At 55.2% G+C, this 22,294-nt stretch carries 20 protein-coding genes and 1 riboswitch; of the genes, 6 read left to right on the top strand and 14 right to left on the bottom strand.

All coding sequences use genetic code 11. The features are described 5' to 3' along the window. Positions 1 to 74: 74 nt before the first annotated feature. Together KXG62_RS12195 and KXG62_RS12200 are read right to left on the bottom strand one after the other, a co-directional pair. A complete protein-coding gene (locus KXG62_RS12195) occupies positions 75 to 575 on the bottom strand; it encodes a GNAT family N-acetyltransferase (RefSeq protein WP_218092391.1) in 501 nt (166 codons plus the stop codon). A gap of 133 nt (positions 576 to 708) precedes the next feature. Further along, entirely contained in the window at positions 709 to 1,491 is a 783-nt protein-coding gene (locus tag KXG62_RS12200) for a 2-phosphosulfolactate phosphatase (protein WP_246627409.1), read from the bottom strand. 158 nt (positions 1,492 to 1,649) lie between these two features. On the opposite strand from KXG62_RS12200, the gene KXG62_RS12205 reads away from it, so the two are divergent. Then, positions 1,650 to 2,342, top strand: coding sequence for a Crp/Fnr family transcriptional regulator (locus KXG62_RS12205; protein ID WP_218092251.1), 693 nt, complete (start codon positions 1,650 to 1,652; stop codon positions 2,340 to 2,342). A 71-nt stretch (positions 2,343 to 2,413) separates the two neighbouring features. Next, on the top strand, positions 2,414 to 2,995 hold the full coding sequence (locus KXG62_RS12210) for a peroxiredoxin family protein (RefSeq protein ID WP_218092252.1): 582 nt from the start codon (positions 2,414 to 2,416) through the stop codon (positions 2,993 to 2,995). A gap of 309 nt (positions 2,996 to 3,304) precedes the next feature. Here the strand turns inward: KXG62_RS12210 and KXG62_RS12215 are convergent, their stop codons facing one another. After that, the gene (locus KXG62_RS12215; RefSeq protein ID WP_218092253.1) at positions 3,305 to 4,324 is read right to left on the bottom strand and encodes a serine hydrolase domain-containing protein; all 1,020 of its coding nucleotides are present in this window, start codon (positions 4,322 to 4,324) and stop codon (positions 3,305 to 3,307) included. A 64-nt stretch (positions 4,325 to 4,388) separates the two neighbouring features. Further along, positions 4,389 to 6,089: a proline--tRNA ligase gene (locus tag KXG62_RS12220; protein WP_218092254.1), complete on the bottom strand. Its 1,701-nt coding sequence runs from the start codon at positions 6,087 to 6,089 to the stop codon at positions 4,389 to 4,391. A gap of 466 nt (positions 6,090 to 6,555) precedes the next feature. On the opposite strand from KXG62_RS12220, the gene KXG62_RS12225 reads away from it, so the two are divergent. Further along, entirely contained in the window at positions 6,556 to 7,077 is a 522-nt protein-coding gene (locus KXG62_RS12225) for a hypothetical protein (protein WP_246627420.1), read from the top strand. A gap of 89 nt (positions 7,078 to 7,166) precedes the next feature. Here KXG62_RS12225 and KXG62_RS12230 read toward each other — a convergent pair whose 3' ends face one another. Beyond that, on the bottom strand, positions 7,167 to 8,168 hold the full coding sequence (locus KXG62_RS12230) for a type I glyceraldehyde-3-phosphate dehydrogenase (RefSeq protein ID WP_218092256.1): 1,002 nt from the start codon (positions 8,166 to 8,168) through the stop codon (positions 7,167 to 7,169). Between the two features lie 359 nt (positions 8,169 to 8,527). On the opposite strand from KXG62_RS12230, the gene KXG62_RS12235 reads away from it, so the two are divergent. Then, positions 8,528 to 9,361: a stalk domain-containing protein gene (locus tag KXG62_RS12235; RefSeq protein WP_218092257.1), complete on the top strand. Its 834-nt coding sequence runs from the start codon at positions 8,528 to 8,530 to the stop codon at positions 9,359 to 9,361. A 113-nt stretch (positions 9,362 to 9,474) separates the two neighbouring features. On the opposite strand, the gene KXG62_RS12240 is transcribed toward KXG62_RS12235, so the two are convergent. From KXG62_RS12240 to KXG62_RS12260, 5 genes are all read right to left on the bottom strand, one after another. Continuing rightward, a complete protein-coding gene (locus KXG62_RS12240; protein ID WP_246627410.1) occupies positions 9,475 to 10,815 on the bottom strand; it encodes a bifunctional folylpolyglutamate synthase/dihydrofolate synthase in 1,341 nt (446 codons plus the stop codon). Between the two features lie 46 nt (positions 10,816 to 10,861). Further along, positions 10,862 to 10,941: riboswitch (ZMP/ZTP riboswitch) on the bottom strand. Positions 10,942 to 11,031: 90 nt separating this feature from the next. Beyond that, positions 11,032 to 11,799 (bottom strand): class I SAM-dependent methyltransferase, encoded by a 768-nt coding sequence (locus KXG62_RS12245; RefSeq protein ID WP_218092259.1) that lies wholly within the window; start codon positions 11,797 to 11,799, stop codon positions 11,032 to 11,034. A 111-nt stretch (positions 11,800 to 11,910) separates the two neighbouring features. Continuing rightward, positions 11,911 to 12,162, bottom strand: coding sequence for a phosphotransferase (locus KXG62_RS12250; protein WP_218092260.1), 252 nt, complete (start codon positions 12,160 to 12,162; stop codon positions 11,911 to 11,913). Between the two features lie 198 nt (positions 12,163 to 12,360). Next, the gene (locus KXG62_RS12255; RefSeq protein WP_218092261.1) at positions 12,361 to 13,425 is read right to left on the bottom strand and encodes a TolB family protein; all 1,065 of its coding nucleotides are present in this window, start codon (positions 13,423 to 13,425) and stop codon (positions 12,361 to 12,363) included. Positions 13,426 to 13,468: 43 nt separating this feature from the next. Continuing rightward, complete coding sequence (locus KXG62_RS12260; protein ID WP_218092262.1) at positions 13,469 to 14,815, bottom strand: ABC transporter substrate-binding protein; 1,347 nt, start codon at positions 14,813 to 14,815, stop codon at positions 13,469 to 13,471. 189 nt (positions 14,816 to 15,004) lie between these two features. Between KXG62_RS12260 and KXG62_RS12265 the strand changes: the two genes are divergently transcribed. Beyond that, entirely contained in the window at positions 15,005 to 15,910 is a 906-nt protein-coding gene (locus tag KXG62_RS12265; protein ID WP_218092263.1) for an AraC family transcriptional regulator, read from the top strand. Here the strand turns inward: KXG62_RS12265 and KXG62_RS12270 are convergent. Next, on the bottom strand, positions 15,907 to 17,910 hold the full coding sequence (locus KXG62_RS12270; RefSeq protein WP_218092264.1) for a hypothetical protein: 2,004 nt from the start codon (positions 17,908 to 17,910) through the stop codon (positions 15,907 to 15,909). The two genes, KXG62_RS12265 and KXG62_RS12270, sit on opposite strands and share 4 nt — an antisense overlap. A 401-nt stretch (positions 17,911 to 18,311) precedes the next feature. Next, complete coding sequence (locus KXG62_RS12275; RefSeq protein ID WP_218092265.1) at positions 18,312 to 18,854, bottom strand: ribonuclease FAU-1 family protein; 543 nt, start codon at positions 18,852 to 18,854, stop codon at positions 18,312 to 18,314. A 211-nt stretch (positions 18,855 to 19,065) separates the two neighbouring features. Here KXG62_RS12275 and KXG62_RS12280 point away from each other — a divergent pair, with 211 nt between their 5' ends. Further along, positions 19,066 to 19,398 (top strand): ArsR/SmtB family transcription factor, encoded by a 333-nt coding sequence (locus KXG62_RS12280; protein WP_425517343.1) that lies wholly within the window; start codon positions 19,066 to 19,068, stop codon positions 19,396 to 19,398. 127 nt (positions 19,399 to 19,525) lie between these two features. On the opposite strand, the gene KXG62_RS12285 is transcribed toward KXG62_RS12280, so the two are convergent. Both KXG62_RS12285 and KXG62_RS12290 read right to left on the bottom strand, forming a co-directional pair. Then, on the bottom strand, positions 19,526 to 20,899 hold the full coding sequence (locus KXG62_RS12285; RefSeq protein ID WP_218092267.1) for a sulfatase family protein: 1,374 nt from the start codon (positions 20,897 to 20,899) through the stop codon (positions 19,526 to 19,528). A 41-nt stretch (positions 20,900 to 20,940) separates the two neighbouring features. Beyond that, a complete protein-coding gene (locus KXG62_RS12290; RefSeq protein WP_218092268.1) occupies positions 20,941 to 22,290 on the bottom strand; it encodes a sulfatase family protein in 1,350 nt (449 codons plus the stop codon). Positions 22,291 to 22,294: the final 4 nt, after the last annotated feature.

Below are 22,294 nucleotides of genomic sequence, written 5' to 3' on the forward strand. Positions count from 1 at the left end.
TTCGTTCGTTTTCACTTTATCCGTACGACACAGCATCGTGGCCTGCTTCTTCGCATCGTATCGTGTCGGAACCTTCAGCTCAATTCTTTGTAATAAAATACGGTCGCATGCAATTCCCCGTTGGCCGATCTCGCATAACGGGGAATGCGCCCGGCCGGGGTGAATCCAATCGACACGTACAGCCGGTTCGAAGCATCTCCCTCCCGCGTATCGAGAACCAACAAGGAACGGCCTTCCTGCCGGGCCTGCTCCTCTGCCATGCGCATGAGCATACGTCCGATCCCGAGGCGCCGATATTGCGGATGCGTCATCAATTTGGCGATTTCAGCCCGATGCGCGCCGTTTGCCTTGGCGCTTAAGTGGAGCTGTACGCTCCCTACGATTCTGCGCTCTATCGCCGCCGCGAACAGGAGAACACCCGGACCCGGCACGTTCGCCCAATATTCGGCGGCTTCGGAACGCTCCAACGGCGGCAAAAATCCGATCGACGCGCCGTCTTCCACGACGGCGATCAGAAGCTCGGACAACTCCGCGATATGCTCATCATCCACGGAATGCAGCTGTACGATGGTCATTTGATTTTCCAACGCCTTCCCCTCCGATCCGAATTCTATGTATACTCTAAGCTTCGTTCTATTGGCTTTTACCCGTCTATCCATCTATTCGCGGTATCCGTTCAATTCCCTTTGCCGCCGATGCGATACCGTTTCATTCCGAACGGGCGGCTGAGCGATTCTTACCTTTGTCCATGAACCGTCCCTCCTCAAGCACGGGAACGGCCAAGCTCCGATCGGTCTGGATGCAGTGCGTCACATCCGCTTCATATCCCCGCTGGCGAAGCTCGCGTCCGCTCCCGGAATCATAGATCAGCTCGGCCACGTTCAAGCGGGAATATTCATAAGCTCCGACGCACACCTGCGCTTCGGGAGACTTGCTCCCATTCAGCTTCGATAATATAAGACCGGCGGCCAAATAATCCTCGATACCGGGACGCAGTCGATTCTCCTGCTCGGTCGGATCGTTCCACTGCTCCCCGCATGGAACGACGGTAACATCGGCACCCAGGATGGCGCTTTGCTCATTCGCATAGGCAGCCACCGCCGAAGCATTCCGCAAGCAGCCTGCGATCACGGCAGTCGCCTTGGTTGCAGCCCATGTACAGGCGGCGCCGTTAAGTGAGCACATCACGAACTTGTGCCCTTCATCGGAAGGCAAGAACGTCAAGGGCGATAACGAAGGACCTCCAAACTTCTCCGACTCGGCCCTCCCCCAAACCATTCGCGCGCCTATTTCCTCCGCAAAGCGACGGGCATGCTCATTAACCGGAGGCGGATACGGATAAATAACGGCGCCGTACTCGGCGGCCGTTGTTACTGTAGAAGAGAAGCTCAGCACATCGACGACGATGATCAGATCCCCTCGTTCCGCAGCTTCCCTTGCGCCTCGCTGCCCCCATTCCAATTTGCATGCAAACGGCGATTGATCGAACATGTGCATCCGGCTCCTTTTATGAATAGTGGCTAGCATTCCCTTATCGGCCTATCCGTTCCTTCCGTCTCGAATCGGCGGGCTTTCTCTATTATAACTGGCCTCCATGCCCTTCTGCTTGTTAAAATAAAGCTATCCTTTACCCGATCGGAGAAACCGATATGACCGACACGCTCCCTGCATTGCGTACGTTATTGCACATATTTCCCGGCCTGCAGGCCATTCCCGCCGAGGAATGGTCTGCCGCGAAGCCCAGGCTCCAATCCGTTCCTGCTCAGACCGTGCTATTTTCCGGCGACGAAGCCGGCAAATACGCTTTTTTCGTGCTGGACGGCACGATCTCGATCTCAAGCATCACCGCGGAAGGCCGCGAAGCGATGACAGCTCGCTTGTCCGCAGGAGATATATGCTCGCTGATGGTGCTCAGCGGATTAAGCGGCCGGGACTACCCGGGAAGCATTACAGCCGAAACCGACGTGACGGTGCTGTACGTTGCCAAAAGCTCATTCCTGCGCTGGGTCCTCCAGTATGAACGGGTCCGCCAAGCAGTATTCGGCAGCGTGCTGGACGGCTTGATCCGCATGGGCAGTCTCCTCAGCGCAAAATCGTCGCTCCCGCTGGACATACGGTTAGCGGATACGCTGCTCAAGCTCACTTCCGACCGGCAGCCGGACGTGAAGATTACGCATCAGCAGCTCGCCGTCGAGCTGGGCACCGCTCGCGAGGTCGTCAGCCGGCAGCTAAGCCGTATGCAGCGAAGAGGCTGGATCGCCACGGGGAGAGGATCGGTCTCGATCCTTCAGCGGGAGACGCTCGAAGCTTTCGTTGGTGACCAGGTCACAGAAGAACGTTAACTTCCTTGGTATAGTCGATTCAGTCTAATGAGACTGAATTTATCGCATTGAGCGATCAGGAGGTTAACGCTGTGAGCATTCGTTTATCCCCCGGGGACATCGCCCCCGATTTTGTATTCACCGGCATCGACGGCACGTCCGTCCGTTTGTCCGATCTTCGCGGAAAAAAGGTGCTGGTGGCCTTCTTCCGCAACGCCGCCTGCGCGCTGTGCAACTTGCGCGTGCGGCATTTCATCCGGCGCTATGACGCGTGGCAGCGGCTGGACTTGGATGTTGTGGCGGTATTCGAATCTCCCGCCGACAGCCTCTCCCGCCATGTCGGGCGGCAGGAAGCGCCGTTCCCGTTAATCGGCGATCCCGAGGCGAGACTCTACGCGCTGTACGGCGTCGAAGTATCCGAAGCGAAGGTTCAGGCGACGATCGCCGATGCCGCCACGAAGACGTTCGTTGCTCAGGCGGAAGCCGAAGGCTTTGCCTTGACTCCGGAAGCGGGGTCCAACATGAACCGCATTCCGGCCGAATTTCTGATCGACGAGAACGGCATTGTCGCCGTTGCGCATTATGGCCGGCTCGTCACGGATCATCTGCCGCTGGATGCCATCGACCGGTTCGCCTCACTCGGCTGCCTCGAATCGGACAGCCGCAGCAGGTAATTTCGTAAGGACTCGCTTTCACAGGCCATAGCAGAGGGCGCCAAACCGATGCCCTCTGCCGTGATGGCTGGCTCTGCGCATGAAGCGGAGCATCCGAGCGGCAGCTCGGCCCATGAATCCCCATGCTGGCGGCAGCTACAGCGACGTGAAACAAGCCGGCCGCTTCTCGGGAAGCAGCCGGCTTGTTTGTTACGACGAAACGGTTATTCCTTCAGTTGTTAATTTGTAAATTTTTACATTACGGTATCATGCGGTTGAGCCGCTGTCAATAGAAGCCTTCGCCGCAAATCCGATATGCCCCCTGCCGATTTATACCTTTACGTTGTCGCTCAGCAAATCATTTGCCATATTGCCGAATGTTCTTATGTCGCTCATATAATCGTACCCTTCGGAAGGAGACAGCTGATTGTACATGCGGACACCGACGGCGTCGTAACTTGGAAGGACAAGGCAGGCGCAGCCCGTAATGCCCAGTATCATATAAGAATCCTGCGGCAGCCGCTCGCCCAGATGATTCAATGGCGTATCGTGCTGCAGCCACCAAATAAATCCGTTTCGAGGTCGATCTGCCGGCACGGATGAGGGTGTGGCGCAGCGGGAGACACGAGCGAATACAGCTTGCGGCACATGCTGTTCACCGCAGGTGGAGCCTTGACGGAGATGAATATACCCCCATTTGGCGAAGTCCCGCGCGCTGACGAACAAGTTGCTCTGATCTCCCGCTCCGCTGTCGTTCGGCCCGACCCAGTTGTCGGCTCGACCGTAATAATTGTAGATCAGATGCTCGTGATTCGCGATTTCCCAGCCCGTTTCATTCAAATCATAAGGCTCAAATACTTGGCGTCTCATCCATTCGCTCAAGGAATAACCGGTTTGCCGCTGAACCAGCTCAAACAATAACGCAATGCCGGTATTTCGGTACGCCCAATCTTCGCCGGCCGCAAATTCGCTTTCCAGCTTCCCCAGCTTCGACGTTAAACCGTGGGTATGTGTCAATAGATGCCTTAGCGTTACGCCTCTCGCCATCTCCTTATACTCGGCCAGATACCTTGCGATTTCATCGTCCATGCCGGTGATGTGTCCCTGCTCCATTAGCAGGCTGATCGCAAGGGCAAGATACGTTTTGCGGGCAGAGCCGACGTTGAACCGGGTAAAGGCGTCTACGGCTCGCGATGCTTCCGCGGCATCGTGCCTGCCCGAATACCATTCGTTAACGACGGCATCGTTCTGGATCACGTAGACAGCCGCAGCCGTAGCGCCGATCTGTTGTTGAATATCGTGAACATACGCGTTCAAGCTTTGAAAACGGTTTGTCGTCAACCTTTTCACACATCCTTCTTATCCACCTGCACCGCAAAATACTCTGCCCAGACCAAGCCGGCAGCAGCTATATCTATATCGTTTCCATAATCCGCGAGAGCGCCTCCTCCACGGATAAGACCCGCTTCTCGTTGTCTTTGCGTTCCGCATACTCCACGCTTCCGTCCCCGGCATGCTTGCCGACAACCACGCGAATCGGGATGCCGATCAGCTCGGCATCGTTAAATTTCACGCCGGCCCGCTCCTCTCTATCGTCGAGCAGCACATCGACGCCGCGCTCCCGCAATTGCGCATACAGCTCCTCCGCAAGGCGCATCTGGACCTCGTCCTTGACCGATACCGGAATGACGTGGACGCGATAAGGTGCAATCGCCGGCGGCCAGAGGATGCCCCGCTCATCATGATGCTGCTCGACGATCGCCGACAGCATCCGGGATACGCCGATACCGTAGCACCCCATAATGACAGGCTGCTCTTGGCCCGCCGCATCCGCAAAACGCGCGCCGAGCGCTTCGCTGTATTTGGTGCCGAGCTTGAACACATGGCCGACCTCGATGCCCTTGAACAATTGCAGCGTGCCGTCCTCGCACTGCGCGCAGCGCTCCCCTTCCTTGACGTTCCGGAAGTCGCCCGTGCGTTCCACCGAAAAGTCGCGGCCGGGAACGACATGCTGCAGATGGAAGTCGGCTTCGTTCGCGCCTGCGATGCCGCTCGTCATGGTAGCGACGGCGGTATCGACCAGCACCGGAATTTGCAGCCCGACCGGACCGGCGAATCCGACAGGCGCTCCGGTAACGGCGGCAGTCATCTGCGCATCGGCGAGCTCGAGCTCCAGTGCGCCGACTTCATTTTTCACCTTCGTCTCGTTCACCTCATGGTCGCCGCGCACCACCACAGCCAGCGGCTTGCCGTCGGCAGCGTAGATCAGCGTCTTGATCATATTCCGTGACTCGGTCCCGAAATATTGCGCCAGCTGCTCGATCGTACGAACGTGCGGCGTATGCACCTTCTCCACCGGAGGCACGGCTGTCACCGCAGGTGCGGGACGCTCGGCGCGGGACTGCGCTTTCTCCATGTTGGCCGCATAGCCGCAGCAGTCGCAAGCGGCGATCGTATCTTCGCCGATCTCGGCAAGCGCCATAAATTCATGCGTGCCGCCTTCGCCGCCAATCGCCCCCGCGTCCGCTTCGACCGCCCGGTATTGTAAGCCGCAGCGCTCCATAATGCGCACGTAAGCGTCATACATTGTGCGATACGATGAATCGAGACCTTCCCAGGAGGCATCGAAGGAGTAGGCGTCCTTCATCAGAAACTCTCTGCCGCGCAGCAGCCCGAACCGCGGACGGGGCTCATCGCGAAACTTCGTTTGGATTTGATATACAATAACAGGCAGTCTCCTGTAAGAGCTGATTTCGTTCTTGATCAGCGTCGTGACGACTTCTTCATGCGTAGGACCGAGCGCGAATTCACGGTCGTGACGATCCTTCAGCCGGATCAGCTCCGGTCCGTATACGCTATAGCGGCCGGATTGCTTCCACAGCTCAGCGGGCTGCAGCGCCGGCATCAGCATCTCCTGCGCACCCGCGCGGTCCATTTCCTCCCGCACGATCTGCTCCAGCTTGCGCAGCACGCGCCGGCCCAGCGGCATATACGTATACACACCCGAAGCAAGCTGTCTTATAAAGCCTGCCTTCAGCAGCAGCCGATGGTTGGCCGCTTCCGCATCGGACGGCACTTCGCGCAGCGTGCTGGAACATAGCGTCGATTGTCTCATCAGGGATCACTCCTTCAATATAGGTTGAAACGCAAAAAGACACACTCATCAGGGACGAATGTGTCGTGGTACCACCCAGCTTCAATCGCCGGTTAAGGCGATCCTCTGCCCGAATAACGGTCGGTGCCGGCAGCGGATACTAAGGTTTCACCGCGCAGCTCGCAAGGCGGGGAGCGTTCATCCGCAAGGAGAAGCCTTTCAGCCGGGGGCTTCTTCTCTGTAACCTGCGATAAGGAACCTCATGTCCTTGGTCCAAGCCATTGATTTGCTAATTTTCGCTTAAATTTACACTATTCGCGGCGCCTAGTCAACTAGGCAGCAAAATAGCCAGCAAATAATCGCTCGGCGCATGACGTCCCGATGTCTGTCATACAGCCCGATGAATGGCCCCTGCAACCATTGTCATCCGAATTTCGTTTAGATACTGAAGGATGAAACGAGTAAAGGAGGATCTGCCTTGGACTTTGTGCGGGATTATGCGATGTATACGGCCATTTTTGGCATATTCGGCTGCAGCTGGTTCGGCTGGGCCCAAGAAAATCCGAGACCGGGATGGCGTTTTTATCTCGGCATTGCATCATCGGTCTCGCTGCTGGTCGGCTTATACGGCGCGTACTTAAGCATTACGCATTGGGACGCGGGTACGGCTTTGGCGGCGCCCGGCGCCTTCGATCATTATTTGCTGTTCGTGTTCATTGAATTTTTGCTCGCCGCGGCCGGCGCTATCGTCTTGCTCCGCAAGAAGCGCGGCGATGCTGTGGCACCTTGGGTTGCGTTTGTCGTCGGCGTTCATTTTTTCTGGCTGAATAGCGTATTCCAGGATAGCGCCTTGAATGTGTTGGCCGTGCTGCTCATTATCGTCGCGGCCGCATCCATATTTATCTCCAAAAAACTGAACGTCGCACCGAGCGCGATAACGGGAATCGGCGCCGGCACCGTGCTGCTCGGCTTTGCGGTACTGGGCTGGATTCGCTTCGCTGCCGTCTGACCGGCCTTACCGCTCGCTTCATGGAAGAAGCCTTTCAGCGCGAAAGGCTTCTTCTTCTTCGTCTATTCCGTTCTTCCGCAGCCTGAAGCTCAATGCCGAGAAAGGTAGAGCGCCGTTTCCGCCAATCGGGTCGCATAGCCCATTTCGTTATCGTACCAGGCCGCAACGGATACAAGCTGGCCGTCGAGCACCTGGGTAAGCGGAAGATCAATGATCGATGAATGACGTTCGCCGACGATCCGGGAGGAGGCGTATTCGTCCTCCAGGACGGTCAATATGCCGCGCAGCTGCTCGCTCTCCGCCGCAGCCCGGAACATAGCGTTCACTTCTTCGCGCGACGTGCTCTTCTCCACCTGCACGTTCACTTCAACGATGCTTCCCGTGCGAACGGGAACACGGTACGCCTTCCCGGTAATGTTCAGCTCCGGCCAAATGAATTTAAGCGCTTTGGCCGCACCCGAGGAGGACGGAATAATGTTCTCAGCCGCCGCCCAGGAATCCCGCATCGCGCTCATCGGCTGGTCGGTTAACGACTGGGTATTCGTATAAGCATGCACCGTTGAAAAAAATCCACTCTTGATTCCGAGACGTTCCCCGATAATCTTCACTACCGGCGCCAGCGCATTGGTCGTACAGCTCCCCATGCTAATAATGCGATGCTGCGTCGAGTCATAATTGTCCAGGTTGATGCCCGGCAGCAGAATCGCATCGCAATCCTCCAAAGACTTGCTCGGAGCGCTGACGAGCACTTTCTTCGCCCCGCGATCCAGATGGGCCTGTGCTCCGCTGCGGGTCGTCGCTCTCGCGGTGCAATCGATAACGACGTCGACGCCCAGCGCTTCCCAATCCGGCAATGCTTCCGGCGAATTCAAATACGGAATCTCTTGATTGTCTATGATGAATCGATCCGAGCCAGCCTCTACGCGTCCGGGATACTTGCCGTAGTTCGTATCGTAGGCAAATAAGCTCGCCAATGCCTTGATGTCTTTGATGTCGGAGATTGAAACCGGAACAAACATGTTTTGTAAAAGCGCCGCTTTCGCGGCCGTCCTGCCAATTCTCCCGAATCCGTGAATTGCAATGTTTCCCATACTTTTCGCTCCCTCTCCAGTAACTTTTGTTATCGGGACCATTTTGGTCCCACAGGGACTTTTTACGTCCACAAGTGAATTATATCACCCTTTTTATGGGAAATCAATCCGCATTTATATTCCAGTGTCATTGATCTCCCTGCGTTTAACATGCAGCCGAAGCGTACCAGCCGCCGAACGCTCGTACTGAACCGCTGCAAGCTGCTCGGGTCCGGCGCAAACAACGGCTTCCCGCCGCAAAGTATGGCAGCCGTAATCGGGAACCATGAATTGGCTCACGCCTCCCTCGCAACAATCCATTCTCTTGCTGCGTCTACTAGCATAGAACCAACTCATGCTGAATGATGGAGTGTGCCGTCTTGAAAAAAGTTCCTTTCACCCTTGCTTTAAGCGCCGGCCTGCTGATTGCCGGCACGACGACGGTTTTTGCCGCGGACGCCGTGAAAGCGGTGCTGTTCCCGATTCAAGTGTTTATTCAACAAAAAGCCCAGACGCTTCCGGCGGAAAGCCCGATTCTGAACTACAATAATCAAACGTATGTGCCTCTGCGATTTTTCTCGGAGCAGCTCGGCCAACAGGTCGACTACAAGCAAGGTGCCGCGAATGAACAGAGCAGCGTCTCGTTAAGCGCTCCGCACAGTGATCCGGCAGGCGAAGCATGGCATTTGACTTACTTGATGCAGCCCGGCAATCATCGGGATGCCCCGCTGTCTCTCATGCTGAACATGACAGAGCTGAATCCGGAGGAAAATAAACCGCTGGAAGATCGCATGTACCAATTTCACGCTTCGATCTATAACGTCGGCAAGGAGGATGTTGTATTGCTGAACGGGTTCAACATCGATCTGGAAATCGTGAAGGTAGACGAAGGCGGAGGCGGAATCGGCGAGGTTGTATGGGAAGGCGCCATCGGACATGTCCCTTCGAAGAACGGACCCGTCCACATTCAAGGACTGCCGATTCCCGGAGCGAATAACGATATGTTCTGGGGCGTTCAATCGCCGGCCTGGAGCTGGGACGGCAAGGATCGCAACGGCGTTCCGCTGCAGCCGGGATCGTATTATTTAAGGCAGAAGGAAGGCGCCCATCTGCAATACGGGATCATTAACGGGTCAGGCGAGACCGTGACGCATAACTTCAATCGCAGTATGGCTAACGGGATCGCCGGTTTCTACATTCGCACGCTCCCCTGAATGCAGCCAAGGCCGTCGAACACAAACCATGTCCGGCGGCCTTGCCCTATGTCAAGCGGGGGCAATCTTATAAAACGAGGTTTCGCGCAGTCATGCCATCGGCAGCGCGTTCGTCACAATCCCTTATACGATTCCGTCTTGTGCAATATCCATGAACGAACATCGGAAATAAGGTATAACGTACCGGAGACGACGGCAAGGTCCTCTTCTCGCGTAATATCCAGAAGCATGTTCAGCGCTTCCTTCCACCTAGGCTCCACATGCATCCGAATGTGCAGCTGCTGTTCATCCGCTATGCGCTGCGCCAGCTGGTACAGGTCGCCTGCAGGCAGCTCGTTGCGAAACGCCGGCTCGGTAATGATGAGCGTATCGACCAGCGGCAGCACATGCTTGAGATATTCCGAATGCTCCTTCGTATTCAGCATGCCCATCATCAGATGCAGCCGCTTATACGAGTAAACCGTGCGCAGCGCATCGGCAAGCGTCTGAGCCCCTTCCGGATTATGCGCTCCGTCGAGCACCAAGCGCGGCTTGCCGGACACCATCTCGAGCCTCCCTGCCCACTTCGTTCGGGCCAGCCCTTCTTCAAGCCCAAGGAGGTTCACGCCGTGCCGGGTCCGCAGCAGCTCCAACGCCATGACCGTAACCGATGCGTTCTTGAACTGGTGCCGTCCGTTCAGCCGGATCTGCAATCGCTCGCGGCGGCCTTGGGCGCTCCGAAAGTTGAACGTTTGCTCGTCCAGCTCGGAGGATACTTCCTCGTATTCGAAATCGCGGTTCAGCAAATAAAGATCGGATCCTTGATCCGCGCAGCGCTGCCGGATCACCTCGATCACTTCTTCCTGCTCAGCCGCGCTTACGACAGGAACGCCCCGCTTGACGATCCCGGCCTTCTCGAACGCGATCTTCTCCAGCGAATTCCCTAGTATAGCCATATGATCATGTCCGATATTCGTGATGACGGAAACGAGCGGCGTAACGACATTGGTCGAATCCAGCCTGCCGCCGAGCCCTACTTCCAGAACGACAAAGTCGGGCCGGACTTGGGCGAAATAAACGAAGGCCATGCAGGTCGTCACTTCGAACATCGTAGGGTGACCGAGATCGGACTGCGCAACCTCCTCTACAAGCGGCTTCAACACATTCGTAATCGCAAGCACCTCTTGCTCCGGGATGTCTGCGCCATTCCACTGAATCCGGTTCGTAAACCTTTCGATACACGGCGAAGTGAACGTCCCTACCGAATATCCGCTTTGCAAGAGCACCTCCGTCAAAAATGCGCATGTCGAGCCTTTGCCGTTCGTACCGGCGACATGAATAAACGACAGCCCGCGTTCCGGATGTCCGAGCCGATCCAGCAGCCTCTCCATTCGATCCAAGCCCGGTTTGATGCCGAAAGGCACGATCCCCTCCACCCAATTCACAGCCGAAGCAACGTCATTGAAATATTCCATACGTGCACCTCCCAGAAAAATAAAAAGCATCCGATCCGTAGATCGAACACTTTGCCCAGGCGTACGGCTTTGTCCATATGTGCTCCCTCGTGGTTCACCACGTTTACGCCAGTTGCACATACCAAATATTTACTCTTATTATAGTCTACAGTCTGCGATTCGCAAAGATTTTTTTCAAATCGAGTGCCTGTCGGATGCCGTCCTTTCATTCCATAGTCAGCTGTGTTTCTTCGCGACAATGGCGATTTCTTCAGGCAAATACGACTTCATCGTACTGCCCTGCGTCTCCGTTTCGACCATCCGTTCGATCGTAAAGCCGGCTGCTGAAATCGCATTGACGATGTCGGCCAGCGTGTGAAAAAAATTGACGGTCGGCTTGTTCACATCAACGCCATGTCTTCTTCCAACGGCGGTTGCATCAAAGCGGTAGTAATGCGGAGCTCTGTCGTGGTAACGGCGCGTAATCTCCAGCAGTCCGCCGTTTTCATGCAGCAGCTTGGCCAGCGGATGCGGTCCGGCGTACAACAGACGCCCTCCCGGCTTGAGCACCCGGTACCATGTCTTAAACGCTTTCTTAATGTCTTCATACCAGACCAGATAGGTGGCATAGACGATATCATAGGCTTCGTCGGCGATAGGCTGCAAAGTCTGCGCGTCAGCCGCCTGAAACTCCACATCCAACTCCATGATCGCGGCGTTGTTCTTGGCGATCTCAATCGCAACCTCGCTGATATCGCATGCCGTAACCTTCGCTCCCAAATTGGCCCAAGAGAAGGCTTGACTGGCATCGCAGGCACAGCAAGTGTCAAGCAGCCGCAATCCCCGGACATCGCCCAGCAGACGAAACTCGAAGGAATCGACCACTCCGCCTCCTGCAAAAAACTTGTAATAATCCGGCCGTTCTTTCAATATCGCTTCCATATATTCCGGGTGGTACGCATCCCACTGCTGCCGGATCATATGGAGATGGTTGTTATCAGCCACAGCGTTCACTCCCTTTATTCCTTCTCGCCCCAGTTCAAGTCCTCAGTTTGATACAAATGCAGCAGCGATTTCCAGTTATGCAAAGTATATTCCGGATCCCACGGCTCGCCTTTAGCAGCTAGTCCCAAATGGAACTTCTTCGATGCGCTTGCTCATAAAGGACAACAGCGCATGCTCGTAATGCAAGCTTTCGATAAGGGTGGTTCGGTGTCTCACGCGTACGACATACTTGCGATTTTCGGTACGTACGGCAAATACGTCATTCCACCAGCCTCCCTCCAAACGATACGCTTCAATGATCTTCTCCATTTCGTAATGCCGTTCCAATGCTTGGATAAGGCCAAGCGGCAGCGCAGTGTCCATAACATACACTCCTTCGTTCTTTCGGTAATCACTTGTTTTGAAAAAAAATAAGCCTTGGGAAATGACGTCCCCAGGGCAAGCTTTCGTGACGCAGCCGATCAGGCCGTTCGATCGAAACCATACTACCATCATCTATATCCATTGCATAGGTATTTAATGGTTATAATGAACTGTAAACAACCATGCCCCACCGCGCTTTTACAGCACGTCGCTGACGTCCATGCAGCCGACCCGCAAATACCCGCTTTCATCTTCATAAGTAAACGTCACCTTGCTGCTGTCGGGACTGAACGACGGATGCGGATGACCAGGATGATGCTTCCAGCGGTCGATCTCGCACAGCACGGCGGACTTGCCGCTATGCACGTCGGTCAGCACGATCCGGCTTCGCGTCCCGCCGGGTCCCGTATCCGACACCGCCCAGCGCCCGTCGGAGCTAACGGCGGCGTGCCAATGGACGTGCTCGCTATTGATGCAGCCCCACCGCTTCCCGTCCTTCGTGACATAGTAAATGCCTTTCGGCGCAAGCGGACTGACGCCGTATTTGACGAAATACAATCGTTCGCCGTCATAGGACCACATCTCGTGGCCTACGCACTCGCCGACAGTGCCGTCGTCCAGCAGCATTTGCTTAAACAGATTGACCGCCTCTCCCTTTCTCGCATCGACAACCCAGATTCGGTCCGGGATGCGCTCGGTCATCCCTTCATGCGCATAAAAGATGAGATCCGTATACACCGGATTTACCAAGGCGTGGCTCGCCGCCGGAAACGGCTGGGCGAACTTCGGATCGATCGCGATGCGCCATCGGCCGGTCGGGACGTCGACGGACAATACGAGCGTATGATCCTCCTTGCTGCCGATCACCGATACGGTCTTGCCATCGCTTGAGATCGAAACGGGACCGATCAGTTTCATCTCTTCATCCACCTTGCATACTTCACTTACATGAGCGCGTTCAAAATCGACAGCAAGAATTTTGTTGCCGACGCAGTAGTAGTAGCGATCGTCGGACGCGGATGTTCCCGCCCCGTACGGCACGTTCTCAGCCAGCGCTTTGCTCCCGCCCGTTTCCGTATTGTACAGCACGAACCGGCACCGGTGCGTATCCGGATTCACGTTCGCCGATACGATCAGGTCGCGGCTGTTGCTTCTCCACGAAGATGCGGTGAAATACCCGTGAGCTGTATGGGACCGTTCATCCCCGACAGAATGGAACGTGCGGCCAGTGTGACCGTTCGTTACAAGCTTGGTTGCCAGCATGCTTTTTCACTCTCCTCTTTTCCGCGGCACGGACGATTAGGCACTATTTCACCTTCAGCTTGGCAATCTGCTGATTGATTTCCTCTTGCGCTTCTCTTAATGCGGTGTTGACGTCTTTGTCGTTCACGACGACATCCTTGAATTTCGCCTGCATAACGGCTGCGGCAACGGATTCGTATTTGGAGACCGGCTTTCTCGTCGGCGCGAGCTGGTTCTTGATCAACGCTTCTCGGTTTTTGCCTTCCAGTATCGGGTTTTCCTTTCCGTACTCCTTCTTGATCTCCTGGTTTTTGAGCACGGTCATTCTGCCCTGCTTAATCTCCGCCGTCTGTACTTCATCGGATAAAATATGCGCGATCGCCTGGAACGCCTGCTCCTTGTACTTGCTTGTTTTGGAGATCGCCATGCCGGGCGCGAACATTTGGATCGTTCGTCCCGGAGCTTCCTTGAAGGTCGGCACCGTGACCACATCCCAATTGAGGCCGCCTTTGACCGCTTCGGGCAGCGACCCGAAGATCGTCGTCGAGGCGAACATCGCCAGCGTTTTGTCCTTCAAATAAAACTGCGCCGCTTTGCCGTAATCTTGCGAAGCGAGCTTGCCGCCGTCCATTTCGTAGATCCGCTTCATCGTGCCGAACCAGTTTTTCCATTGTTCGGTGTTGACCGCGGCATTATCGTTCGCATCGAGAAGCGGCAGCGACAGCTGGTTGTACGGGATCAAGATGTTGTCGTTTATGCCGATGCCGCGATACTGCACGCCGTCCACCAGCTTCGTTACCTTTTTGGCCAGCTCGACCGCATCGTCCCAAGTCATACCGTCCTTCGGATACGGCACGCCGAATTTATCGAATATATCTTTGTTGTAAAAGAGCGCCTCCACATTGATCGAACGCGGCAATGCAAGCAGTTTCCCTTCATTGCCCGCACCGGCGTACGTTTTCATATCATCGAGCACAGCCGGGTCGATTCGGCTCAGGTCGAAGTTGTACTTTTTGGCGAGCGGGGTCATGTCATAAGGAACGTCCAGATCCTTGTACGTAATAATATCCGCACCGCTGTCGAGAAATAAAATGTCCGGCACATTACCTGCCGCCACAAGGTCTTCGATCATTGATCCTTTCGCCCGTTTTATGACCTGAATCGTAATAAACGGATATTTTTTCTTGATCGGCTCTTCGAACGCGGTTTTGAACAATTCATCGCCCATGCTTGTGTTGAACACCGTAAGCGTGACCGGTTCCGTACTCATCGCCGCCGGCTCGTTTTTACCCGGATCCGCCGCATTGCCGTTCCCGCCCGCCGGGCCTCCTTGCGCGCAGCCAGTCGCCCCTAATGCCAACGTCAGCAGACTCGTCAACAGCGCAAACCCGTTCTTGTTTATATAGGTCATATCGAACCCTCCCGATTGGTATATTAAAAAAATGGTTCATATCCCGATAAAACGCTTCCAGAACACCGGTACATTCGTTTATGATGAAACTAAAGTGAAAAACGCTCATCCTGCAAGCAGCTTAGCCTGCAATTACAAATTCATTTTTATGACCATTGCGCTGCTGGAGGTCATAGAAGGAGGTTCGTGATGAACATTCATGATTCGGAACCTTTTATCGACAGCATGGTGAACAACGATTTGAAGGATTTGCCTTTCTTTATTAAACATCGCTGGACCGACTTTCATTTTAGGATGAATTATCATTCCCACAACGGCTATGAACTGTACATTGTCCACGAAGGCTCGGGCAATTTTTTGACGGATAGCCGAATCTACCCGATTGACGGAGTTCATGTTTTTCTGATCGGAGAGAACGAGATTCATAAGCCGATTATCGTCCAAGGGCAGAAGTATACCCGAACCGTCATTAACTTCCTGCCGGAGTTTCTGCAGTCCAGCACCAAAAAGAAGTGGCTGGACATGTTCGATCGGGCGCGCCATCCGGATAAAATGCACATCCGCTTGAATGCCAAGGAGCATTCGTATATCTCCGCGATTTTGTCGCGCATGCATGAGGAATACTCCACCCGGGAGTACGGCTTCGACCAAATGCTCTCCGTTTATTTGAACCGGCTGCTCTTCGAAATTTACCGGCTGCTTCATTCCGGCAAAGAACCGGATTCCAAGGCGACGTCCAGCTCCTCCAACGCCATTGTGGAAAACGTCATCAACTATTTATCCGAACATTATGCCGAAGACGTCTCGCTTGACGAGCTGGCGAAAATGTTTTTCATAACCCCTTACTACTTGTGCCATTTGTTCAAAAAGACGACCGGTGATACGATCAGCAAATTCATCTTGTACACGCGCATCCACCACGCCAAGAGACTGCTTACCCATTCGGATCTGACCATCTCGGATATCGCCATGAAGATCGGCTTCAACAGCTCCCCGTATTTCGGCATGGTTTTCAAAAAACATCTGGAAATGACGCCGAAGCAGTTCCGCACCAAATATAGACAATCGAGCGCGAAAGGATTCGATTTCGTTTAATTGCCGGTCGGCGGCCTTAGCTCCGACCATACGCCTGGCGTTCCGGAGACCGTGCAGATCCAGCCGGTGACGATATATCTACTGCCGGATGTCCCAGTTTCGATGGGAGCCTGGTTATACAGCACGTCTCCTGCGCTCCAGGCATATTCCGCAGGCGCGGACAGCGCCTCGTACCTCCCTTGGCTGGCGCGAATATGCCAACTGCCCTGATCGAAATAAATTTGGCTTACATCGTTGCCTCTGTAGTTGCCGATCGAGAAGCTTGGCCGCACCCCGCTTCGAATATACACAAGCGAGTGCGAGCGAACCCTGGATACGGTCGTATTCGCTCCGTTCACGACAATCGCCCGGTTGGTCGTGCCGGTGACGGTCACGTTATCGACGACGCCGTAATCGCCGTTCATTTGCACGCCGTATCCGCCCTTGCACTCGATGATCGTATCTTTTATCGTCACTTTGTTATGATTCGGGTTTACGATGAATGGCGTATTCGCCTGAATAACCCCGCCGAGTACGGTCACGTTCGCGTCCAGCGCCGCCTGCGCGTCTCTGATAAAGATGCCCGTGTTGGACGTGTCGTTCAAATTGACAATGTCCGGCTGGATCACTCGGTGGTAGCCCTGCATCCCGTCGACATATTCGAACTTGATGCCGTATGGATTCCAGCAGCGGATGACCGGGTTCACGATATCGACGTCTTTGGATTTCCCCTTAATGACGATGGCGCCCTCCGTGCAGCCGGGCAGCGTGCTGATCTTGGCTTGAATAACGCCGCGTTCAACGGAAAGAAACTCGATCGCCTGATCATCCACCTCGCTCAAGCTTCCGGTGACCGTGACATCGCTGCACTCCGAAAATTGTACCGCCTCCAGCCGATTGCCGCCCGTAACGTTCGTTTCCCGGTTGTAGCGTCCGCTGCCGATGGAGTCGATATGGAGCCGTACGTTCCGGCTTCCATAGATCGTGCTGTCGCCCGTCAAGCTGCTGATGCACAGCGCGTCGATGGCGACATTTTGAATGCCGTTGGCTCGAATGACTTTCACGGACGATCCGTCGGTTTGGCCGCACCTAGCGGCGGTGACGTCAAGCCTGATATTGTTGCTGTCCAGCAGCACGGCCGTGTGCGTCGACAGCAAGTCAGCCGCCTGTACCTGCAAGCGCAGATCACAGCACTTCGATACGGCGATGCCCGGGCTGGACGATCCCCGTACACCCGTCATGGAAACGCTTACCGATCCGCCGATGCAACGGCTGACGGAAATGCCGACGGAGTGAAGCGACAGTCCCTCCGAAACGTGCAGCGTGTACGGGCGGGTGATTCGGGTAACCGTCACTCCGGTCAAGTTGAACAGAATGTTCCGGTCGAGCGTCACAACGCCTCCGGCAGCAGCAACCACCTTCGCGATCAAACGCGTCGCCGTATAGCGGCTCGGCGTATAAAGCGAATGCCCAATCGTGCCCGCAATTTCGAGGAAATCTCCAGCCGCCGCGGATACGGCCGTTGTCAACCGGAAATCCCCTGCCGTCACATTGCTTGCCGTCCCCGCCGCACCCGCCGGCGCATCGAACAGAAACGTTCCGCCGCCGAACAGGCGCACCCCCTCGGCGATCAACGCCACGTGCTTCCCGCTAACCGTTACATTGCCCGTCATGTAATACGCTCCGGCAGGAATGTAGACTGCGCCTCCCGCTTCAATCGCATCGAACGTCTGCTGGAACGGCAGCGCATTGTTCGTCGGATTCGGATTGACCGTTCCATCAGCGAGAAAGTAATCCGCCTTCGCTCCCTTGTCCTTCACGTTATACTCGATGCAGCAGTTCGCCGGCAGGTCGCCGGTATTGCCGTAAACCGCTTCGCTCACGCTCTGCCCGGCCGCTGCGCTCCCCATCCCCGTCAAGCTGCTCCCCGCAAGCAACCCGATGCCTGCCGCGCCTAAGCCTGTGAAAAATGTTCTTCGGCTCAAAAGGGCCGGTTCTTTCCGATCGCGCTCCCGTTCCACTATACAATCCTCCCCGTAAACATATCGAAGCTACATTTACTCAGTCTCCCTTGTTTGTATGCCAGCCGCTGTACTTTCGATTATAAAAAAAGAATCCGCATCCAAACATTTCATTATTGCTGTAAAACTATAACGAAATTGTTCTGTTGTTTATAATCATTTTTTCCAATGAATGCTATTTCGTACGCCTATTGGGAAGATGAAATATGAATCTGGCCCGAGCGGTGATATTGCGGAGCGCGCTATAGGATTGTTCCGGGGAAGAAGTATACGTCAGCTTACGTGGAAGATGAGCAGCATTCCCGACCGTTGGCACGAGGATACTCGATGCATAATTGGTACATGTACTCGGGGTGATTGATCTGGATGCTCCCTCTCTGCTCCAAGATCTTGGCAAGCTATTACATCAGTTTATTTTTTAGCAATGTACAATGTTTCAGCGTATCAGCAATCAGGTAATGGTTTCGTTCCTTGAGCTGATTTACTAATTCCGCAGCTGTACCTTTGGCCGTCACGTAATCCGATGCGGAGACGGCTCCCTTTTCATAGGCTTCCTCCAACTCCGTTTCATCCAATACATAGATGCGCCCGTCCGGCAAATACACAATATCCAAATAAAGATCCTCGATATAAGGAATGCCTGTTTCGGTGAACCCCATATCTTTAATGATATCGATATACCATTGGATAACGTTGTCATGGTTATCTATGGATGCCGTCACCGCGTAATTGCGGTGTACAGGGAAGTACATGAACCATTTGTAATCGTCATCAGCAATGCAAAGATGGCTGTCGCCATACTTGACGCATACGGGCTCTTCGACTTTATCTAACGTCAGCAAGGAAATATGGCCCATAAACGCCCCTTCCTCAAGATACATTTGCGCATAACGCTTCTCATAGATTCGGAACCATCCCGGATCATCGGCAAACTTCTTTTTCATGGCAGCCTCCCACTAGCTCTACATCCGCGCGTTCCTACCGTCTACGCTTTTTGGTAAACATAATGACTTCCATTTGTAAGATACGCTTTGAATTAACCGACGTTTATTAAATGGCCAAAATGAATTATAATCCATATCGGGACACGTCAATATACCTTGACAGGAATATTCCATATTATGTATATTTAAAGGTATGAAGGGAGAAATGCGTATGGGCGGGAAATTAACAACTTTGAGCGCGCTTGCCGAGCCCAATCGCTTGCACATTGTCGAGCTTTTGCGCAACGGACCGCTTACGGTAGGAGAAATCGCCAACGCGCTTGGACTTCGTCAGCCGCAAGCTTCCAAGCATCTTCGCGTACTAAGCGAATCCGGGCTTGTCGAAGTAGAGCCGGATGCCAACCGGCGCATTTACCGGCTGCGGCCAGAGCCGCTCGTCGAATTGGATGAATGGATGGAATCTTTTCGCCGCATGTGGGAGGAACGATTCGACCGTCTCGACGATTACTTGCGGATGCTGCAGGAGAAGGGCAATAAGGAATAGATCTTGGGTACAGCGTAGAGTCGAATCATGTGATTAATAACGGCGAGACATAAATACAATACAAACCGCGGACGATTGCCGCGGTTTGTTTTAATATTTTCACATTCATCCCGATACGAATCAACCTTTACAAGGTCGCCACAGAGCCGTCTTTATCGCTCTCCCGCAACTGACGCAGCTGCTCCTGCTGGAACTGATGCGCCCGTGCATCCTCCTGCTCCGGCGAGCAAATGCGGCGAAGCTCCTCTTCCAGCTCGGCCGCTTTCTCCGGATAAGACGCGAACACATTGTTCAGCTCTTCCGGGTCATTCCGCAGATGGAACAGCTGATGCGGCGCTTCGGCATAATAGATCAGCTTCCAGTCTCCTTTGCGAATCAGGTAAGCTCCCGATCTTGTGCCATGCCCGTGATATTCCGAGAATACGACCCGATCCTCGTCCTGCTCGCTCACCGTTTGCAGCGGCTCTCCGGCCCAATGCTCCGGTCGTGCGGCGCCTGCGGAGTAAAACAGCGAAGCCTGCACGTCATGCGTATCGACCGGCGTCTCCACTCGTTTGCCCTTCGCAAAGTCGGGACCGGCCGCTATGCACGGCACGCGAACCGAATCCTCGTACAGCGAGCATTTCCACCACATGCCGAACTTGCCCAGCATCTCCCCATGATCCGAAGTGTAAATGACATTCGTGCTGTCTTTGAGCCCATTTTCTTGCAACACGTCGAGCAGTCTTCCGATCTGGTCGTCGATAAACGCCACATTGCCCAAGTAGCCTCTTCGCAGCCCGCGCACCTGCTCTTCGGTAAATAAATCCGTTTCGAAATGTGCCCGCAAATCGCGCGCATACGGATGGTTGGCGCTCGCTTCTTCCTTCCCATAGCGGGGAAGATCGCCGCCCTCGGGATACAAATCCCAATAATCCTGCGTGTTCCACTGCGGGAAATGCGGATTGAGCACGTTAATGGTCAAGCACCACGGCTGTTCCAACGTCGGGGCCACTTCGCGCAGCCACTGGAGCGCGTCATTGATTACTTTCAAGTCTCCGTCGAAGGCGGTCTCCTTCACGCCGTAGCCATCCGCCCGCTGCGCAGCGTCTTTGCGGATCGCAAGCGGCTTGCGGCTGAAGTTCGTATCGCCGGGCTTCTTCTGGTCTTTGCTGTGATGAATTTCCGAGAAGCCAAGCCGCTGGCCCGCGTCGTATACATGCGTTTTGCCGAAGTGGGCGGTATGTACGCCTTGATCGCGCAGCACCTTGCCGTAAGTCGGGAAGTCGGTCCGCAGCCCGACGTTGCAGTTGCTGTACGTCTGCAGCTCGTGCACGCGCAAGCCTGCCATAAAGGCGGATCGGCTCGGCGAGCAGAGCGGCGAGGGGCAATACGCGTTCTCGTACACGGTGCCTTCCGCCGCAAGCCGCTCCAAGTTCGGCGTGTGCAGGAAGGGATGACCGTACACTGCGGAGTAACGCGGGTTATGCTCGTCGGACATGAATACGATGCTGTTGCTCATTCGGTATTCCTCCTTATCGGATCGCCTGATGGCGATAGGGTCTAATGGCGCGTCTCTTGCTCCGTTACGCGGCGCTGACCGCTCTTCTTCTCCTCCGCGGCAATAATTTCCGCCGGGGCCTCTCCCGCTTCGGCCATGCGCCGCAGCAGCCGCTGCCTGAGCACGTCGGCGGTCGACTGGTGTGACTGATAGCCGATCAAGTTCGTCAGCTCGTACGGATCGGCCTGCAGATCGTACAGAAACTCCTCCGCGTACGTGTCGGACGAAGCGCTGTTGCGGGTGGAATCCGGCGCCGACACCGAATATTTCCACCGCTGCGTGCGAATCGCGCGCCCGGTCTGCGCTTCGCTGATCTGCACGAACACGTCTTCCGGCCAATCGGCCGTTTCGCGGCGGAGCAGCGGCAAAATGGATCGGCCCTGCATCGACGCGGGCACCGGCAGGCCGGCAGCGTCAAGCAGCGTCGGCGGCAGGTCGATCAAGCTGACCAGCTCGCGGATTTGCCCGCGGCTCGTAAAGCCCGGCCCGGTGAACGCGGTCGGCACGCGGATCGAGCTCTCGTGGCATGAGCGCTTATACTCGCCGTTGCGCGTCTTGAAATGGTTGCCGTGATCGGAAGTGAACAATACGATCGTATCGTCTGTCAGCGCAAGGCTTTTCAAGGCGTCGAACACGCGGCCGAGCGCTTCGTCGAGGCGCTTCACCATGCCGTAGTAGCCGTCCAGATGCTGTGCGCTCGTCCCGCCGAGGGCCGCCAAATCCGGCGGCGTCCACCGGCTTGTGAAAGCGTTCGCATAAACGTCGGGTGCCGGATAATCGTCCCGGTGGTTTTGGTGATGCGGCTCCAGGTACGAAACGAACAGGAAGAACGGCTCGTCCTGATGGCGGTCCACATAGCGGATCGCCGCATCCGTCAACGCATCCACCCGGTAGCCGGGCAGCTTTACGCGCTCGTTGTCGTTATCAAACACGACGGTATCGTACGCATCCGACGTTCGTTCCAGCGCATTGGAGGCCAGCCAATACTCGTAGCCGCCCCGTTTCGGCTCGGTGACCGGGTTCTCGCCGGCCAGATGCCATTTGCCGATGTACCCCGTCTTATAGCCGGCTTCGCGGAAATAATGCGCCAGCGTCTTCGTCCCTTCCGGCAGCGGGATCGAATTGCGGAAGCAGCCCGTCGTCGTAGGGTACAGTCCGGTTTGCAGCGCGGACCGGGCAGGTCCGCACACCGGCTGGCATGTAAAAGAATGGTACAAGTGCGTGCCGGTGGCCGCCATACGGTCGAAATTGGGAGTGAGACCGAGCGGGTTGCCGTGCGCGCCGGTCGTATCCCAGCGCTGTTGATCGGTAAAAAAGACGATGACATTCGGTTGTGTATTTCTTTTCGCCATGACC

Origin of the sequence: Paenibacillus solanacearum, from assembly GCF_910593845.1 — a bacterium.
Classification (GTDB): Bacteria; Bacillota; Bacilli; order Paenibacillales; family NBRC-103111; genus Paenibacillus_G; species Paenibacillus_G solanacearum.

Coding starts and splice junctions, on each gene's coding strand:
- KXG62_RS12195 (WP_218092391.1), bottom strand. CDS start 575: ATGACCATCGTACAGCTGCATTCCGTGGATGATGAGCATATCGCGGAG.
- KXG62_RS12200 (WP_246627409.1), bottom strand. CDS start 1,491: ATGTTCGATCAATCGCCGTTTGCATGCAAATTGGAATGGGGGCAGCGA.
- KXG62_RS12205 (WP_218092251.1), top strand. CDS start 1,650: ATGACCGACACGCTCCCTGCATTGCGTACGTTATTGCACATATTTCCC.
- KXG62_RS12220 (WP_218092254.1), bottom strand. CDS start 6,089: ATGAGACAATCGACGCTATGTTCCAGCACGCTGCGCGAAGTGCCGTCC.
- KXG62_RS12230 (WP_218092256.1), bottom strand. CDS start 8,168: ATGGGAAACATTGCAATTCACGGATTCGGGAGAATTGGCAGGACGGCC.
- KXG62_RS12240 (WP_246627410.1), bottom strand. CDS start 10,815: ATGGAATATTTCAATGACGTTGCTTCGGCTGTGAATTGGGTGGAGGGG.
- KXG62_RS12250 (WP_218092260.1), bottom strand. CDS start 12,162: ATGGACACTGCGCTGCCGCTTGGCCTTATCCAAGCATTGGAACGGCAT.
- KXG62_RS12255 (WP_218092261.1), bottom strand. CDS start 13,425: ATGCTGGCAACCAAGCTTGTAACGAACGGTCACACTGGCCGCACGTTC.
- KXG62_RS12260 (WP_218092262.1), bottom strand. CDS start 14,815: ATGACCTATATAAACAAGAACGGGTTTGCGCTGTTGACGAGTCTGCTG.
- KXG62_RS12265 (WP_218092263.1), top strand. CDS start 15,005: ATGAACATTCATGATTCGGAACCTTTTATCGACAGCATGGTGAACAAC.
- KXG62_RS12275 (WP_218092265.1), bottom strand. CDS start 18,854: ATGAAAAAGAAGTTTGCCGATGATCCGGGATGGTTCCGAATCTATGAG.
- KXG62_RS12280 (WP_425517343.1), top strand. CDS start 19,066: ATGGGCGGGAAATTAACAACTTTGAGCGCGCTTGCCGAGCCCAATCGC.
- KXG62_RS12285 (WP_218092267.1), bottom strand. CDS start 20,899: ATGAGCAACAGCATCGTATTCATGTCCGACGAGCATAACCCGCGTTAC.
- KXG62_RS12290 (WP_218092268.1), bottom strand. CDS start 22,290: ATGGCGAAAAGAAATACACAACCGAATGTCATCGTCTTTTTTACCGAT.